We start from the raw sequence: 16,178 nt of genomic DNA on the forward strand, positions 1-16,178 counted from the left end.
CAAGGAGCTTGGGGGCTGAAGGGCAGCGCCGAGTTCGACCGTTGCGACAACCCTCAGTCGGCCGCGTCCGGGTCGTCGGAGGCCGGCCGCCAGCTGATTGGCTCGATCTTCCTTTGCGTATGGCTGTCCGTATAGGCCCACCAGCCGGCATCGCTTTCGTCCCAGTCGCCGCCGGCCGCCTTCAGCCGGTCGAGCGAACGGTATTGCGCGATGCTCTCGTTCATCACGCCGTCGCTGTCCTGCCAGTAGACGGTGACCTTGGAACCGTCCTTGGGTGCCGTCTCGATTGGTTTTCGCGCAGCCATGTCAATTCCTCCCGGCCGACGGCGTTAAAGTGCCAGAAGGCCATTAGCTGTGGGCGAAGATGTCCTCTTCATCCCAGCCCATCAGGTCGAGTTTCGCACGCGTCGGCAGGAAGCGGAAGCAGGCATCGGCCTCCCTGGTCCGGTTGTCGCGCGCCAGACGCGCGCTCAGTACGTCGCGCAGCCGGTGCAGGTAGAGCACGTCGGAGGCGGCATATTCGAGCTGCTCAGGCGACAGCGTCTCGGCTGCCCAGTCGGATGATTGCTGCGCCTTCGACAGGCCGACCCCGAGAAGCTCGAAGCAGATGTCCTTCAACCCGTGCCGGTCGGTGTAGGTGCGCGTCAGCCGCGACGCGATCTTGGTGCAGAACACCGGCTCCGGCATGACGCCGAAGGCGTTGTAGAGCACGGCGAGATCGAAGCGGCCGTAATGAAAAAGCTTGGTAATGCTGCGGTTCTTGAGCAGGCTGACGAGGTTCGGCGCCTTCTTCTGGCCGGGCGCAATTTGGATGACGTCGGCCGAGCCGTCGCCCGGCGAGATCTGGACGACGCAGAGCCGGTCGCGATGCGGGTTCAGCCCTAGCGTCTCGGTGTCGATGGCGACCGCCCCGACATCGTAATGCAGCAGGCCGGGCAGATCGTTTTTGTGGAAACGTATGTCGCTCATCGTCTTCTCCGGTCGCGGCCCCGTGCAGCGATGCGCGACGGACCGTGCCCGTCCTTGCCGCGATCCGGCGAAAAATCAACAAAAACTTGAGTCTGGCGCAATTTCAGCGTGTCAGCGCCTCGAGAATGCGCGCCCAGGAGCGCTGGCCCTTGTGGAAGGAGCTCATCTCGTACTTCTCGTTCGGCGAGTGGATGCGGTCGTCGTCGAGGCCGAAACCGACCAGCAGCGATTCCATACCGAGATAGGTCTGGAAATCGCCGACCACCGGGATCGAGCCGCCGCCGCCGGTCACCACCGCCGGCTTCGGCCATTCGTCGGACAGCGCCTGCTTGGCCTTGGCCAGGAAGGGCGAGTCGTAGGAAAGCTGGATTGCCGGCGAGCCGCCATGCGGATGAAATTCGACCGAGCAGTCCGCTGGCACGCGCTGCCTGGCAAATGCCTGGAAGGCGGCGCGGATTTTTTCCGGATCCTGTTTGTGAACCAGCCGGAAGGAGACTTTTGCCGAGGCTTGCGCGGCGATCACCGTCTTGAAGCCCTTGCCGGTATAGCCGCCGATAATGCCGTTGAACTCGGCCGTCGGTCGCGCCCAGGTGAGCTCGAGCACCGAGCGGCCCTTTTCGCCGGACGGGATCGACAGGCCAATCGGGCCGAGGAAGGTCTCGGCCGTCTCGCCGAGCGACAGCCACGACTGCAATATCTGCGACGGCGTTTCCTCGACGCCGTCATAAAAACCTGGAATGGTGACGTGACCATCGGCATCGTGGATGTCGGCCAGGATCTTTGCCAGGATGCGGATCGGATTGGCGGCCGCACCGCCATAGAGCCCGGAATGCAGGTCGCGGTCGGCGGCAGTCACCGTGATCTCCTCGCCGACCAGCCCGCGCAGTGAGACGCAGATCGACGGCGCATCGCGGTCCCACATGCCGGTGTCGCAGACCAGCGCGAAATCGGCCTTGAGCTCATCCGCATTCGCCTCGAGAAACGGCTTCAGCGACGGCGATCCGGACTCCTCCTCGCCCTCGAACAGGATTGTGATTCGGCACGGCAATCCGCCATGCACCTGCTTCCACGCGCGGCAGGCCTCGACGAAGGTCATCAGCTGGCCCTTGTCGTCGGCCGCGCCGCGGCCGGTGATCACCTTGTGGCCGGGCTCGATCTCCTTGACCGCCGGCGCGAACGGGTCGCTTTCCCACAGCTCGATCGGATCGACCGGCTGGACGTCGTAATGGCCGTAAAACAGCAGATGCGGCGCGCCCGCCGGCCCATCGTGATGCGCGACCACCATCGGATGCCCCGGCGTGTCGCGCAAGCTGGCGTCGAAGCCGATCAGCTTGAGCTCGGCGACCAGCCATTCGGCGGCCTTGCGGCAGTCGGCGGCGTAGTCCGGATCGGTGGAGATCGACTTGATGCTGAGCAGGCCGAACAGGCGTTCCAGGCTCTGGTCGAAGTTCTTGTCTAGGCGGTCGAGAACAGGGGAAACTGCGGACATCTGGCGGGCCTTTCGATTCTGGCGGCAAATCTAGAGCCCATGCGGCGAAACGGAAAGCCCGCGACCGTTGGGCCACAGCTTGCTGTCCAACGGCAAAAAAATGCCGCCGTGGTGGAGGGGAACCACGGCGGCCTTTACTCGAAACGATGCGGCAGCCCGGAGAGGGGGGATAGGCTGCCGCAAGTGTCCGGGATAGGCGGGGGACGGGCCTTACTCCGGACTTCGGCGAAAACTGCCGATGCGTTTTATCTGTGTCTGCGAACGTGGCGATTCAAGGGCACAAAAATTACACTTTTGTAACATAGGCGTGAGCGAACAAAGCTGCGGCCAAGCCGGCAGGGCCGGCCAAGTTCGCACGCCATTTGTCAGGGTGTTACCGGAACCCTTGGCGGAAGCCGCCTTTGGCATGGACCGCGGCGCTGCGCCGCGCTATCCCTCGTGGCATGAAAAAAGGCGATCATCTCTTCCTTGTCGACGGCTCCGGCTACATCTTCCGTGCCTATCACGCGCTCCCGCCGCTGTCCCGCAAGTCCGACGGGCTGCCGACCAGTGCCGTGCTCGGCTTCTGCAACATGGTCTGGAAGCTGACGCAGGACGCCCGCAACACCGATGTCGGCATCGTGCCGACGCATTTCGCCGTGATTTTCGACTATTCGTCGAAGACCTTCCGCAACGATCTCTACCCCGAATACAAGGCCAACCGCTCGGCGCCGCCGGAAGATTTGATCCCGCAATTCGGCCTGATCCGCCAGGCGACCAGGGCCTTCAACCTGCCTTGCCTCGAGACGGAAGGCTACGAGGCCGACGATTTGATCGCCACCTATTGCCGGCTTGCCTGCGAAGCCGGCGCCGACACCACCATCATCTCCTCCGACAAGGACCTGATGCAGCTGGTCGGCCCAACGGTTGCCATGTACGACCCGATGAAGGACCGCCAGATCGGCGTTTCCGAGGTGATCGAGAAATGGGGCGTGCCGCCGGAGAAGATGATCGACCTGCAGGCGCTGACCGGCGATTCGGTCGACAATGTGCCGGGCGTCCCCGGCATCGGGCCGAAGACGGCGGCGCAATTACTCGAACAGTTCGGCGACCTCGACACGCTGCTCGCCCGCGCCGGCGAGATCAAGCAGGACAAGCGGCGCGAATCGATCATCGCCAATGCCGACAAGGCGCGCATTTCGCGTGACCTGGTGAGGTTGAAGAACGACGTGCCGGTGACCGAAGGGCTTGACGAGTTCGTGTTGCATGCGCCGGACGGCCCCAGGCTGATCGGCTTTCTCAAGACCATGGAATTCTCGACGCTGACCCGCCGCGTGGCCGAAGCGACCGGAACCGACGCGGGCGATGTTCCAGCCACTCCCGTCACCATAGAGCGTGCCGATACCGCGCATGGCCCCGATATGGGTTTTGGCCTGCCCGCCGCCGCCGAGAGCGCACCGCCGCCGGACGAAGCGGCGCTCGAAGCCCCGGCTGCAGCCAAGCAAGGCGACACCCCATCGCTGCTTTCGGCGCTTCGCCTGGAGGCTGCCACCACCCGCAAGATCGACACCAGCGCCTACGCCTGCATCCGCGACGCCGCGACGCTGAAGGTCTGGATCGCCGAGGCGATGGAGAGAGGCATCGTCGCCTTCGACGTTAAGGCCTCCTCGCCCGATCCGATGCGGGCCGAACTGATCGGCCTTGCCATGGCCGTCGCGCCTGGCCATGCCGCCTATGTGCCGCTTGCCCATAAAAACGGCAATGGCGACCTGCTCGGCGGCGGCGCGGTCGAAAACCAGATCCCGGTCCGCGACGCGCTGGCGTTGCTCAAGCCGCTGCTCGAGGACAAATCCGTCCTCAAGATCGTGCACGACATTAAATACCGCCTTGTCGTCATGAGCCGTCACGGCATCGAGATCGGCCCTTATGACGACACCATGCTGATCTCCTACGTGCTCGAGGCCGGCACCCACGGCGGCCACGGCTTGGAGGCGCTGGCCGATAAATGGCTAGGCCACGCGACCATTCCGCTGAAGGAATTGGCCGGTTCGGGAAGAAGCTTCGTCGGCCTCGATCAGGCCGACCTCGGCAAGGCGACGGCTTACGGCGCCGAGCACGCCGACGTCGCGCTCAGGCTCTGGCAGGTGCTGAAGCCACGGCTTGCCGCCAAGGGCCTGGTCTCGGTCTATGAACGGCTGGAACGGCCGCTGGTGCCGGTATTGGCGCGGATGGAACAGCGCGGCATCTCCGTCGACCGGCAGATCCTGTCGCGGCTCTCCGGCGAACTGGCACAGGGTGCCGCACGGCTTGAGGACGAAATCTACCAGCTGGTCGGCGAGCGCATCAACATCGGCTCGCCAAAACAGCTCGGCGACATCCTGTTCGGCAGGATGGGCCTGCCCGGCGGTTCTAAAACCAAGACCGGCCAGTGGTCGACCTCGGCGCAGCTTCTCGAAGACCTCGCCGCCGAAGGCCATGAATTGCCGCGCAAGATCGTCGACTGGCGCCAGCTGACCAAGCTGAAATCGACTTATACCGATGCGCTGCCCGGCTTCATCCATCCCGACACCAAGCGCGTCCACACCTCCTACGCGCTTGCCGCAACGACGACCGGGCGGCTGTCGTCCTCGGATCCCAATCTGCAGAACATTCCGGTGCGCACCGTCGAGGGCCGAAAGATCAGGACGGCCTTCATTGCCGACAAGGGCAACAAGCTGGTTTCCGCCGACTACAGCCAGATCGAGCTGCGCGTGCTCGCCCACGTCGCCGAAATCCCGCAGCTCAAGCAGGCCTTCGCCGACGGCGCCGACATCCACGCCATCACCGCGTCTGAAATGTTCAACGTGCCGGTCGAGGGCATGCCTTCGGAAGTGCGCCGCCGTGCCAAGGCGATCAATTTCGGCATCATCTACGGCATTTCCGCTTTTGGCCTCGCCAACCAGCTGTCGATCGCGCGCGAGGAAGCCGGCGACTACATCAAGAAATATTTCGAGCGTTTCCCCGGCATCCGCGACTATATCGATGCGACCAAGGCCTATGCCCGCGAGCACGGCTATGTCGAAACCATTTTCGGCCGCCGCATCCACTATCCGGAAATCAGATCGTCAAATCCTTCGGTCCGTGCCTTCAACGAGCGCGCCTCGATCAACGCCCGCCTGCAGGGCACCGCCGCCGACATCATCCGCCGCGCCATGATCCGCATGGACGATGCCCTGGAAAAAGCCAGGCTTTCTGCCCGCATGCTGCTGCAGGTGCATGACGAGCTGGTCTTCGAGACCGTCGAAGCCGAGGTCGAGGCGACGATCCCGGTCGTCTGCCACGTCATGGAGAACGCCGCCATGCCGGCGGTATCGATGTCGGTGCCGCTGCACGTCGACGCCCGCGCCGCCAACAACTGGGAAGAGGCGCATTAGCGTGCGGACGTCCGCGGCCGACCAATTGTAATCTGTAGCGATCTTTCGCGCCCCCTCTGTCCTGCCGACATCAAAAGGTCGCCACCGCTATGTTGCGGCCTAACCGGCCTTCAAGCCGCCTCGGCCAAGCACTTCGCACATGTCCCACGAAACTCGATCACCGCCTTCTTGGCGGCGAAGCCGGTCGAGCGCACCCATTCGTCGAGCCGGTGGCCGACATCGTGGTCGGAGAACTCGGTCACCTGGCCGCAGGTGTCGCAGATGGCAAACGCCGTCATCGAATGGCTGTGGTCGTGCGGCTCGGCACAGGCGACGAAGGAATTGAGGCTTTCGAGCCTGTGCACGAAGCCGGATTTCACCAGCGTGTCGAGCGCCCGGTAGACCTGCAGCGGCGCGCGAAAACCGCGCTCGCGCAATTGGTCGAGCAAAGTATAGGCGCTGAGCGGTCCGCTGGCGGCCTCGAGTTTCTCGAGCACGCAAAGCTGGTTCTTCGTCAGTACATCCCTTGCCGCCATGATCCCGTTCCAAGCCGCTCCGTGCCGATCGCTGCCATTAGGCATGCAATCCGGCCTCTTCCACTGAGATAGCGACGAACTGCCTTTTTTGCTACTGTTTGTATTCGCAGCCGATGGTCGGCCGGCCGGCGACGCCATATTCAAAATACTGACATCCTCGGCCAGGCTGGCCGTGCTTGGAAATTCGATCGGGCTTGGGGAAGCAATCATGATCAAAGTGACGCGGCGGACGCTGCTTGCCGGCACGTCCGCGCTGGCCGCTGCCGGCCTGGTGCCGTTTCGGGCATTCGCAGCGGCGCGCACCTACCATGCGCTGCTTGTTGCCTGCACCGATTATCCGAACCTGCCGAAGAAGAACTGGCTGATCGGACCGAAGAACGATGCCGGCCTGGTGCGCGATTACCTCCTGAAGTACACGCCCGCGCCGGTGAAGTTTTCAGCCGAAAACGTCGCGCTGCTCGCCAAGGATGTCGAAGGCGCCAACGGACCGCCGACACATGCGGCGATCAAGGCAGCACTCGCCGATCTTGCCGCCAAGGTCCAGCGTGACGATTTCGTCTACCTGCATTTGTCCGGTCACGGCGCGCAGCAGCCGGCGGCGAACAAGGGCGACGAGACGGACGGCCTCGACGAGATTTTCTTGCCGTCCGACACCGACAAATGGGTCAACCGCGAAAAGGGCGTGCCCAATGCGCTGGTCGACAACGAGATCGGCACCGCGCTCGACGCTATTCGCGACAAGGGCGCCTTTATCTGGGCCGTGTTCGACTGCTGCCATTCCGGCACGGCGACGCGCGCCGCCGAGGTCGACGACGAGTTGGAACGCAAGGTCGAGTTCGCCGATCTGGTCGGCGGCGACGACGCTGCCAGGGCGGCTGCGGTGAAAGCCTATGACGAGATTGCGTCGGCCGCGCCGCGCGGCTTTGAGGAGGACGGGCAGCGCAAGCCGGCGTTCAAGCTGACGCCGACCGGCGCCGAGCCGACCACCAAGGGCAAATTGGTCGCCTTCTACGCGGCGCAGACGGTGGAGACGACGCCCGAGATGCCGCTGCCCAAGGGCACGGCCGATGCACCGCGTTTCGGGCTGTTCACCTTCACCATCCTGTCGAAACTGGCCGAGAACCCCAACATCACCTATCGCCAGCTCGGCCAGGCCGTGCTGCAGCAATATTCGGCGGACGGCCGCACCCGGCCAACGCCGCTGTTCGAAGGGGAACTCGACGCCCGCGTCTTCGGCACCGACAAGACAGACGCGGTCATGCAATGGCCGATCGTCATCGAGAACGACAAAGCCACGATCGGCGCCGGGTTGCTGCATCGCCTCACCCCCGGCAGCAGGCTCGCAATATTGCCGTCGGCGCTGTCGCCGCTGTCCGAGGCGCTTGGCTATCTCCAGGTTCAGTCGGCGAAAAACCTGGAAAGCCGGGTCAAGCCGGTCGAGTTCGGCGGCAAGCCGGCGCTCAAGCTGGCCGACATCCCCGCCAATGCCTATGCCCGGCTCGCCGAGCTCGCCGTCGACTACAAGCTCGTGATTGCGCGGCCGGCGGCGACCAAAGGCCTCGAGAAAGAGGCCGCGCTGGCGAACTCGGTTCTCGACGATCTGGCGGCCAGGGAGAACTCAGGCTTCCACATCGCGCTGGTCGAGCCGGGCAAGAGCGCCGATCTGCGTCTCGCCGTGCTGCGCGAGAATGCAATCGCCGGCGCCGCCGAAGATGCCACCGACGCGTCGGCACTGTGGTTCCTGCCGGCTTCGGGCGACATGACGCTCAAGGACGGCAGCAAGCCGCCGCTGATCGTCATTCATCCGGACGGCCGCGAAAAGTTGGTCGATGCAGCGGCCAAGAACCTGACGAAAATCTTCCGCGCCATCGGCCTGTCGAGGCTGGCCGCCGCTTCCGATTATCGGCCGGAAGAGGTCAGCGTCGAGTTCCGGATCAAGCGTTTTGACACCGACACGCTGCAGCCGATCGAACCGTCGAAGGTGCCGCGTGTTTCGCCCGACGATCAGGTCCACGTGCTGGCCAGGAACAGTTCGACCAACCTGGTCGACATCAACGTGCTCTACGTCGGCTCCGACTATTCCATCCAGCATTTTCTTGCCGAGCGCCTGACCGAAGGCGCCGTGCTCGAGGAAGGCCTGTTCAAATTCACCGATACCAGCTTCGGCATGGAGCGGATGATCGCCGTCTTGACCGAGGCGCCGCCGCAGAGCGAGAAGCAGGATCTGAGTTTCCTGGCGCAAGAGGGGGTTGTCTCTGTAACGCGCGGACTTGGACAGCCAAGCTTCTCCGATATGCTGGCCGATATCGGCATGGCGCCGGCGACGCGTTCGGCCATGCGGCTGACCGACGACAAGGGATCGAAGGGCGCCGTGATGATCTTCCCGATGGAGACGGTGCCGCGCGCCTGAGGCGGGGTCAGGTGCCCGGCCGGGCCTCTTGCCTAATCGGCTGATAATGAACATTCTCGACCGCCGCTGTCGGCGGCCGAACGGAACGGATGAGGGCGTTCGTGAACAGGACCGTATTTTCGTGGCGCGCAACAACCGCCGGCCTTGTCGCCGGGCTGTTGCTGGCCGCCGTTGCTTCGGCGGACGAGGCTTGCGGCCTCTGCGCCAAGGAGGTCGTCATCAATTCCGAACTGGCGAGTTGCTTTCTCGACCAGTACGACCAGATCGCCAAAACCGGCAACGCCGCCGTCGTGGTCGATCTCAGCAGTTGCACCTCCCGCGGCGTGGTCGAACCATTGCCGTCGCCGGGCAAGGCGCAGGTGGCGCCTGACGTGCAGTTCATCGTTTCGCGGGCGCAGCTGGATTGCCTGAAGAAGAAGCTGGAGACGCCGGGCATCGTGCTCGACCCGTCCGCCACCATAGAACTGGACAGTTGCGGATGACGAAAGCGGGGGGCAACGCAACGCAGCAGGCAGTGACGGCGCCGGTACCGCAAAAGAAGCCGGTGTCGCTGCCGGAAACCGTCGAAGGCCTGCCGTGGGTGAGCAATCACGAGGTCAAGAAGGAGGCGAACCCATTCACCGATCGCGACTGGCGCATGCTCGTCTATGCCTGGTCCGGATTGCTGGTGCGCCTGGCGATCATCTTCACCTTGATCTTTTCGGTCTACCAGTTCCTGGCGAACCAGGAGCCGAAGCGCGTCGAGCAAACGATGTCGCTGGTCGAGCTCTGGGAAAGCAAGGATTACCAGCAGGCGCAACGGGCCCTCAAGCAACGCCTGGCGGCGCTCAACGCCAAATACGGCAATCTGCTCAGTGCCAATCCGACGCCGACCGAGGAACAGGTGTTCAGACAGCGCATCGGCATCGAAGCGATGAGCGCTACCGGCGGCGACATGCCGCTTGCCGAGTTCAGCGACAATTTCGACCGCATCGTCTATTTCCTCAACCGCCTTTCCTCCTGCGTCGAAGGCGGGCTGTGCTCGCGTGAGGTCGCCGACTCCTATTTCCGCGACTATGCCGCTTCCTTCTGGAGCTATTTTGCCGGCTATATCGACAAGGAGCGCAAGGCCGGTTCACCGACTTTCGCCCAGCCGATCGAGAACTATGTCCGCCAGGCGCCACCCTCGGCCCAGCCCAGATAGTCCCGAAAATGCGAAGCCGGCGACGGAAATGCTCTGCCGCCGCCTTTGATTGGAGCATTTTTGCAGCAGAGTGTGATCACACTTGGCGTCGCAGAAATGCGGCTAATAGATAACCCGCTCCGACGATCGCGGCGGAAACTCTGCAGGCTTATTTGTACAGGCTGTTGATCCACTGGACGTTGATGGCGTTCAGACGCACGGCGGTGTTGGCATCCGGGCTCTCGGCCACGTTCACGCCGGTGATGACGCGCTGCTTTGAGCCATTGTCATAAGCGTAGACCGAGCTGCCGCTCGATCCTGGATAAGTGTCGCAGTCGTACTGGAAATACTCGGTGGCGATGTGTTCGGCGAGCACTTCGCAGGTCGCCTTCCACATCGTGCCCATCGGCTTGTCGCCGGGATAGCCGACGATGTTGGCGGTGAAGTCGCCGAGATCCACATAATTGGCATAGCCCAGCCAGCCGAGGTTGGTGCCGACATCCTGCTTCAAGGTGACGATGCCGAGATCCCATGGCACGACCGAGCCGTAAAAGCCCTGATAATTGTCGATGAAGCCCTGGACGATATAGGCGCTTTCATAGGTGAAGGCGCCGAACGGTGCGTCGTCGGCAGTCTTGCCGTTGAGAGCCGGCACGAACAGGATATCGTCCAGCCAGGCCTTGTCTTCGTGGCTGTAGAGACAGTGCGCCGCGGTGAGCACCGTGCGCGGGCCGATCAGCGTCGCCGAGCAGCTGCCATAGCTGCCGCTCTTCGATTTGCCTTCGAGGTAGCCGATCGCGGTGAACGGGTAGGTTTTGGTATTCTTGATCTGCTCTCGGTCGTCCGTCCCGAACACCTGGCGGCCTGCCTCTTCGCCTCCGCTCAGCCCGGAATTCTCGGACTTCTGTCCCTCGGCGGGCGCGTTCATTTCCTTGATGACAAGGTCCTTCAGCGTCTCGTTCGGATCGATCTTGATGTCCTTGCCATCGGCGGAGCGGCCGACGATGCCATAGGATTTGACGGCCGTTGCTTCGTCGGTGAGCGGCGCGGCGCGGTTGGCCTCGTCCTCAGTCAGTTTCGGCGGGGCGATCGGTTCCAGTTTCGGCGGGGCGATCGGCTTCGCCCGGCCAGGCTTGTAATCGCCCGATGTCACGTCACGCATGCTTTCGCCGTTGCCGGCGTTGGCGGAACCTGGCTCGGCAGCCAAGGCAGGAACCGCCCACATTGCGGTGGAAAGCAACGCGGACGCAATAATGCACTGTGTCAGTTTTGTCATGGTGAGACTCTCCCAAAAGTCAGCAAGGACTGGATCAAGATATAGAAATATTGTCGAGATCGTGGTGGCGCCGAAAAATGAGTTTGGTTGTCGGCGCCTTTACCGGGCCATTATTCAGTGCAGCCAGTTTAGGTCCCCGCCAAAAATGCCCGCAACGGTATACTGCCTAAAATAATCCAACATTGGCAACGACAAATTGCTTCCACATAGCCCGTGGGGGATTATAGATTTGGGCGGGTTTGGCTCGACACCACGATTTAGCAAAAGTGGTACTCGGTTTTGTGACGGATCACGCTCCACATCGGCGCATGATCGGCTCACTGGCCGGTTCCCATTTCAGTGGATCGCGCGTCGAGGCCGATCTGTCGGAACATCGTCTCAGGGGGTTCGAGGTGAAGATCATCCACAGGTTCAGACCGATTGCTGCCGCCTCGCTGCTTGCCATCGCGGCGGCCTTGCCGGTCGTCAATTCCGTTCATGCCACGGACGCGGCCGCCCGGCCCGAGGCGGCGATCTCGCCGATGAAACGCGTGGCCGAGGCCAGGGCAAAAGCCAAGGCGGAGAACCCCGGCGGCGCCGATCGCGTCTACGGCGGCAAAGAGGCCGAGAAGGGCGCCTATCCGTTCCAGGTGGCGTTGCTGACCACCGGCAAACTGGACGAAAGTCCGGCCTCGCAGGCGAATGCGCAGTTCTGCGGCGGCAGCCTGATCGCGCCGCAATGGGTGCTGACGGCGGCGCACTGCCTCAACGACGAACGGCGAGCCGATTTCGCCTGACGTGGTCACCGTGCTCACCGGCGCCACCGATCTCAGCGAGGGCAAGCGCTGCAAGGCGGTAGAAATCATCGTCAACGAGGGCTACAGCGAGCAGACGCTGGACAACGATCTCGGCCTGATCCGGCTGGCCGAGCCGGCCGATGCCCCGACCATCAAGATTGCCCGTGAGCCGACCCCCGACGCCGGCAAGACCACGGTCACCGGCTGGGGCAAGATGCAGGACGGAACATTTCCCACCGCGCTGATGGTTGCCGACCTGGACCTCCAGCCGAACGCAACCTGCAACAACGGCATCAAGGCGATTTATGCGCGTGATTTGAAGGCTGCGCTCGGCGAGCTCGCCCGCCGCATGCGTTACTCGGAAAGGAGCATCGAGGCGGCCGCCAATGCAATTGCTGCTGATATGGCCGATCCGCTGACCGGCAACATGATCTGCGCCGGCACCGCCAGCGGCGAGCGCGACGCCTGCAATGGCGACAGCGGCGGACCGCTGTTCATGACCGGCGCCGATGGTCCGGTGCAGGTTGGCGTCGTCAGCTGGGGCGAAGGTCCGGCCGACGGCAGCACCGCCTGCGGCCACAAGAACGCCTACGGCATCTACATGCGGCTGGCCAATTACACCGGCTGGATCGAGGAGAAGATGAAGACGGCAGCGCCTGCGCCGGCAGCGCCCAAGGCGGCCCTCGGCACGGCTCAGAAACCGGCCACGCCATAGTAAGAATCGCCTGCCGAGACAATGGACGGCGGGAGCAATCCCGCCGTTTCGACATTTTCCGGCTAGCTAATTTTAGCTCGATGCCTTGGGTCACGGAAGCGGGACCGGCGCCGCCGTGCGCATGAACAAAATGAAATCAGCTTCCTGGGCCGTCGACAACCTTCACCTGTTCTGCTTTTATTTGCGCGGGTGGAGGATTCTGAAAATGTTCAAAGCATTCTTTCTGTCAGCGGCAGCTGTGGTCAGTAGTATTCAGCCGGTATTTGCATGGCAGGCGAGCACGGAGGGTCCCGACGTGTTTGGCGTAACCAAAGTAATTGCAACCGAAGGCGGACCACACGATTCCTTAGTCGTGCAATGTGACAGTAAGGAAACTCTATTTGTTGCGTACGTCCTTCGCAAAAAGGAATTCGAGGATGTGCCCGAAGCGCCGGCCACCCTTTATATTCAAGGAAGCGGCGGAACTCCTCTGAAGCTCGAAGCGACGATGCGGACATGGAATGACAATTATGCCGGCGTCGTTGCGGTTGGACGGTCGCCGGAATTGATGGCTGCTATCCAGGAGATCAAAAACTCAAAGGCGAAAGTCAACGTCGGCTATGAGATTGGCGGCAACCAAGATTCCGCGTCGTTCAGCTCGCGCGGCTCGACTACGGCGATGCAGCGGGTGATAGACGGGTGCAGGCTTTCAGATATACCGTTGCCGCCGGCGTGAATGGTTCTTCATGGCCACCGCCGCGTATCCTTCCGAGTGCCCATGCCCCGACAGCATGTGGAATGCCAGATCGGTGCATGCCATTGCCGCCGGGCGTGGCACTCCGCGCTTTCCCGCTGCCACATTGGGCTGTCCGCGTCGATCTGATCGCAACGAACGTGTGGCAGCCCGCTTCCGATGCCCATGGCGGTTGACGACCTCGAGCGAAAGCGCGAAGCTTTGGCGGGGGTAATGCAATGAGTGCCGGTAATCTCGTCGCGTGGGGTATAGCGTCGCTGCTTCTGCTGGTCGGCACCGGGCAAGCGGCGCAGCCCGATCTAATCGCTTCAGGCACCGGTTTTTTCGTCAACAATGAGGGTTGGCTTGTCACCAACGCCCATGTCCTGAAAGAGTGCGCCAGCGTAACTGTTGTTGGCCGCGGCGACACATCGGAATGGAAGAGCGACGAGTTGAACGATCTCGCCGTAATCCACAGCCCTGGGACTGCGCCGGCAATAATCTCTATTCGCAGCACCCCGGCACGCTTGGGCGAGGATGTGGCTGCGCTCGGCTACCCTCTTGCACCTGTACTTTCCAGCTCGGTGAAGATCACGACTGGCAATGTGAACTCGCTCCTCGGCATTGGCGACGATACTCGGTATCTTCAGATCTCGACTCCGATCCAGCCAGGAAATTCTGGAGGGCCGCTCGTTGATCAAAGCGGCAGCCTCATAGGCATTACTGCAGCGACGCTTAGGGAGGGCGCGACTGGAGACGTCAGCGTCGCTCCTCAGAACGTAAACTTTGCAGTTCGAGCCAGCTTGCTCGCACTGTTTTTGCAAAGTCGCAGCGTCGAATTTCAGGCTGACGATGCGGTAGGCCCGATTCTGTCAACAGCCGATCTTGCTGACAAGATCGCGCCGGCGACGGCTCAGATCCTTTGCCACGGCTCAGCGCCTGTATTTGTGACCGCCGTTCAGCCACTGTGCCGACCGACAAGGACCCCGAAACAATCCCGGGCACGTCGGGAAGTGCTATCGAAAAGGCGAAGGCGTTCGCCTACAGGTACCATGCTGCGTGGTCCTCGGACAATGCTACAGCTTTTGTCTACATGAACTCGGCATACTCAGGCCAAGTGATTTATTACGGCAAGATGCAGTCGGCCGTAGACGTAATTAAAGAAAAACGCAGGTTCGCTGATCGGTGGCCGGTCCGCAGATATTCTATCCGAGACGGTTCCCTCACCGCTCAGTGCGTCGGGTCAATCTGTACAATAAACGGCATTGTAGACTGGCAAGTACAGAGCGAAAAGAGACAGAAAACAGCCGCCGGCATTGCAGATTTTTTCATGTCCGTCGATGTCGACCAAGGCGTGGTTCTGCGTGAATCTGGTAGTGTCATTCGTCCCGTACGTGCGGACGTCAAGGGTTTGCTTGCACGATGGTACAGAGAGAATGACCGCTGTAGGGGCGGCTCGGGCGACGATCCGGACAGCCTGGATGCCTGCGACCGACGTACCGCCGTGGACGGTGAATTGGCCAAGGCAGGATGGTGCTACGGCCATAAAGGCGAATACGGCTATCAAATGAAATGGCACGTTTGCGATGCCGCGTCCCTCCGGTGAAATCGGAGCGGATCTAAGCCGTCGCCCTTCGTTCGGCGACCAAGCGGCCCTCGAGCACGTCGAAGCCGGCATTGACATCCGGCATCAGCGGAAGGGTACAACGACGTTCGCTCCACGAGGATAGAGGCGACGCGTGCTCGGAGCCTGGCGCTGATCCGCGGGTCGCAGCAGTTGCGCCGTCACCCTTCACCCGCCAGAGAGCATCGAATGGCTCTGCTGATGGATTGCGTAAGGCGTGCCGAACTATCGCAATGAGGCGCGTCGCAAGTTGCCATCTAGGCACGACGCGCGGCAGACTTTAGATCGGGACTAGAACCAGCGATCGCGGCGCTGGTCTGTGGCGGCCAAGGCGAGGCCCAGTAGCGCCCCTACGGCCGCTCCGAGTATGAAGGCGGACGATACTGTCCCAGGATTCTCCTGGACCACCCCGGACACCGTCTGCGCCCTGTTGCGCAGGGCTTGTGCCGTCCGCGAGGCGCGCTCAGCAGCGTTGCCATACCAATCGCCGGCGTCCTCGATCGCCTCTTCCGCGCGTTCCGCCAAGGTTCGGTTGATCTTGTTGATCTCGCGCCTCAGCTGCGCGATCTGCTTCTCCAGGGCTTCCTGAGCTTCACGTTGAGTCATCTTCGGTGCTGCGGATTCGTTCGGTTCGTCGGCCATTGTAATCTCCTTTGCTCAGGCTCGGCTCAACGGCCGGCCCACTGTGCAGGTTCCTCCGCAAAACGCGTATGTCCGGTGTTTGTTCGGTGAGAAACCGGCTTTTGTCCGGCATGTCTGCGAATTCGGCATCAACATCGGATCGTTCCGGCGCTCGCCGCGTTGGTGAAAACGCCACAAGGGAGGATCCGCCATGGACGACGATCGGCATGAAAAAATTCGGCAGCGAGCCTATGAAATCTGGGTGCGCGAGGGCCGCCCGGATGGCGCGCATGAACGTCATTGGCAGCAGGCGAAGCAAGAGCTTGGCCTCGACGACGCGGACGTTCCGGCGGGAACGATCGCCAGCTCCGACGTTCTGACGGTCGAGGCACTGGCGATGCGCACCGGGATAACCGGTGATCAGGCGCAAGAACTGATCGACAGGCTTGGCAACGACAGGGCGACGCTGGAGGAAGCCGCGCGGAACCTCAAGGCAGCCGAAAGTTAGAGCGTGTTT

At 62.4% G+C, this 16,178-nt stretch carries 16 protein-coding genes; 10 read left to right on the forward strand and 6 right to left on the reverse strand.

Translation table 11 applies throughout. From position 1 onward, the window contains the following. Positions 1–53 precede the first annotated feature (53 nt). From NKH50_RS08625 to NKH50_RS08635, 3 genes are all read right to left on the reverse strand, one after another. Positions 54–305 (reverse strand): hypothetical protein, encoded by a 252-nt coding sequence (locus NKH50_RS08625; RefSeq protein WP_352877927.1) that lies wholly within the window; start codon positions 303–305, stop codon positions 54–56. 43 nt (positions 306–348) lie between these two features. After that, positions 349–969 (reverse strand): ribonuclease D, encoded by a 621-nt coding sequence (locus NKH50_RS08630; protein ID WP_023675237.1) that lies wholly within the window; start codon positions 967–969, stop codon positions 349–351. A gap of 103 nt (positions 970–1,072) precedes the next feature. After that, positions 1,073–2,458, reverse strand: coding sequence for a M20/M25/M40 family metallo-hydrolase (locus NKH50_RS08635; RefSeq protein ID WP_352877930.1), 1,386 nt, complete (start codon positions 2,456–2,458; stop codon positions 1,073–1,075). Positions 2,459–2,901: 443 nt separating this feature from the next. Here NKH50_RS08635 and polA point away from each other — a divergent pair, with 443 nt between their 5' ends. Then, on the forward strand, positions 2,902–5,850 hold the full coding sequence (gene polA / locus NKH50_RS08640; protein WP_352877933.1) for a DNA polymerase I: 2,949 nt from the start codon (positions 2,902–2,904) through the stop codon (positions 5,848–5,850). 110 nt (positions 5,851–5,960) lie between these two features. Here the strand turns inward: polA and NKH50_RS08645 are convergent, their stop codons facing one another. Beyond that, positions 5,961–6,365, reverse strand: coding sequence for a Fur family transcriptional regulator (locus NKH50_RS08645; protein WP_023675234.1), 405 nt, complete (start codon positions 6,363–6,365; stop codon positions 5,961–5,963). 208 nt (positions 6,366–6,573) lie between these two features. On the opposite strand from NKH50_RS08645, the gene NKH50_RS08650 reads away from it, so the two are divergent. The 3 genes from NKH50_RS08650 (at position 6,574) to NKH50_RS08660 (ending at position 9,958) form a co-directional block, all read left to right on the forward strand. Then, positions 6,574–8,775, forward strand: a complete 2,202-nt coding sequence (locus NKH50_RS08650) for a caspase family protein (protein WP_352877935.1) — start codon at positions 6,574–6,576, stop codon at positions 8,773–8,775. A 101-nt stretch (positions 8,776–8,876) separates the two neighbouring features. Then, the gene (locus NKH50_RS08655) at positions 8,877–9,257 is read left to right on the forward strand and encodes a hypothetical protein (RefSeq protein ID WP_352877937.1); all 381 of its coding nucleotides are present in this window, start codon (positions 8,877–8,879) and stop codon (positions 9,255–9,257) included. Next, positions 9,254–9,958 carry a DUF4760 domain-containing protein gene (locus NKH50_RS08660; RefSeq protein ID WP_352877939.1) on the forward strand — a complete coding sequence of 235 codons (705 nt, stop codon included), beginning with the start codon at positions 9,254–9,256 and terminating at the stop codon, positions 9,956–9,958. The genes NKH50_RS08655 and NKH50_RS08660 overlap by 4 nt, the downstream gene beginning before the upstream one ends. A gap of 148 nt (positions 9,959–10,106) precedes the next feature. Here the strand turns inward: NKH50_RS08660 and NKH50_RS08665 are convergent, their stop codons facing one another. Then, positions 10,107–11,213, reverse strand: coding sequence for a trypsin-like serine peptidase (locus tag NKH50_RS08665; RefSeq protein WP_352877942.1), 1,107 nt, complete (start codon positions 11,211–11,213; stop codon positions 10,107–10,109). Between the two features lie 308 nt (positions 11,214–11,521). On the opposite strand from NKH50_RS08665, the gene NKH50_RS08670 reads away from it, so the two are divergent. The 5 genes from NKH50_RS08670 (at position 11,522) to NKH50_RS08690 (ending at position 15,022) form a co-directional block, all read left to right on the forward strand. Further along, positions 11,522–11,989, forward strand: coding sequence for a trypsin-like serine protease (locus NKH50_RS08670; RefSeq protein WP_352877944.1), 468 nt, complete (start codon positions 11,522–11,524; stop codon positions 11,987–11,989). Between the two features lies 1 nt (position 11,990). After that, positions 11,991–12,704: a S1 family serine peptidase gene (locus tag NKH50_RS08675; protein WP_352877946.1), complete on the forward strand. Its 714-nt coding sequence runs from the start codon at positions 11,991–11,993 to the stop codon at positions 12,702–12,704. A 205-nt stretch (positions 12,705–12,909) separates the two neighbouring features. Further along, positions 12,910–13,419, forward strand: coding sequence for a hypothetical protein (locus tag NKH50_RS08680; protein ID WP_352776967.1), 510 nt, complete (start codon positions 12,910–12,912; stop codon positions 13,417–13,419). Between the two features lie 236 nt (positions 13,420–13,655). Beyond that, positions 13,656–14,513, forward strand: coding sequence for a S1C family serine protease (locus tag NKH50_RS08685; protein ID WP_352877949.1), 858 nt, complete (start codon positions 13,656–13,658; stop codon positions 14,511–14,513). A gap of 233 nt (positions 14,514–14,746) precedes the next feature. Further along, complete coding sequence (locus tag NKH50_RS08690; protein ID WP_352877951.1) at positions 14,747–15,022, forward strand: hypothetical protein; 276 nt, start codon at positions 14,747–14,749, stop codon at positions 15,020–15,022. 309 nt (positions 15,023–15,331) lie between these two features. On the opposite strand, the gene NKH50_RS08695 is transcribed toward NKH50_RS08690, so the two are convergent. After that, positions 15,332–15,682, reverse strand: coding sequence for a hypothetical protein (locus NKH50_RS08695; RefSeq protein ID WP_352737517.1), 351 nt, complete (start codon positions 15,680–15,682; stop codon positions 15,332–15,334). 190 nt (positions 15,683–15,872) lie between these two features. Between NKH50_RS08695 and NKH50_RS08700 the strand changes: the two genes are divergently transcribed. Continuing rightward, positions 15,873–16,169 (forward strand): DUF2934 domain-containing protein, encoded by a 297-nt coding sequence (locus tag NKH50_RS08700; protein ID WP_352448358.1) that lies wholly within the window; start codon positions 15,873–15,875, stop codon positions 16,167–16,169. Positions 16,170–16,178 lie beyond the last annotated feature (9 nt).

It is taken from the genome of Mesorhizobium sp. M1027 (assembly GCF_040318745.1).
Lineage (GTDB): Bacteria > Pseudomonadota > Alphaproteobacteria > Rhizobiales > Rhizobiaceae > Mesorhizobium.

Coding starts and splice junctions, on each gene's coding strand:
- NKH50_RS08700 (WP_352448358.1), top strand. CDS start 15,873: ATGGACGACGATCGGCATGAAAAAATTCGGCAGCGAGCCTATGAAATC.
- NKH50_RS08650 (WP_352877935.1), top strand. CDS start 6,574: ATGATCAAAGTGACGCGGCGGACGCTGCTTGCCGGCACGTCCGCGCTG.
- NKH50_RS08635 (WP_352877930.1), bottom strand. CDS start 2,458: ATGTCCGCAGTTTCCCCTGTTCTCGACCGCCTAGACAAGAACTTCGAC.
- NKH50_RS08630 (WP_023675237.1), bottom strand. CDS start 969: ATGAGCGACATACGTTTCCACAAAAACGATCTGCCCGGCCTGCTGCAT.
- NKH50_RS08695 (WP_352737517.1), bottom strand. CDS start 15,682: ATGGCCGACGAACCGAACGAATCCGCAGCACCGAAGATGACTCAACGT.
- NKH50_RS08665 (WP_352877942.1), bottom strand. CDS start 11,213: ATGACAAAACTGACACAGTGCATTATTGCGTCCGCGTTGCTTTCCACC.
- NKH50_RS08625 (WP_352877927.1), bottom strand. CDS start 305: ATGGCTGCGCGAAAACCAATCGAGACGGCACCCAAGGACGGTTCCAAG.
- NKH50_RS08685 (WP_352877949.1), top strand. CDS start 13,656: ATGAGTGCCGGTAATCTCGTCGCGTGGGGTATAGCGTCGCTGCTTCTG.
- NKH50_RS08645 (WP_023675234.1), bottom strand. CDS start 6,365: ATGGCGGCAAGGGATGTACTGACGAAGAACCAGCTTTGCGTGCTCGAG.
- NKH50_RS08680 (WP_352776967.1), top strand. CDS start 12,910: ATGTTCAAAGCATTCTTTCTGTCAGCGGCAGCTGTGGTCAGTAGTATT.
- NKH50_RS08670 (WP_352877944.1), top strand. CDS start 11,522: ATGATCGGCTCACTGGCCGGTTCCCATTTCAGTGGATCGCGCGTCGAG.
- NKH50_RS08690 (WP_352877951.1), top strand. CDS start 14,747: ATGTCCGTCGATGTCGACCAAGGCGTGGTTCTGCGTGAATCTGGTAGT.
- NKH50_RS08660 (WP_352877939.1), top strand. CDS start 9,254: ATGACGAAAGCGGGGGGCAACGCAACGCAGCAGGCAGTGACGGCGCCG.
- polA (WP_352877933.1), top strand. CDS start 2,902: ATGAAAAAAGGCGATCATCTCTTCCTTGTCGACGGCTCCGGCTACATC.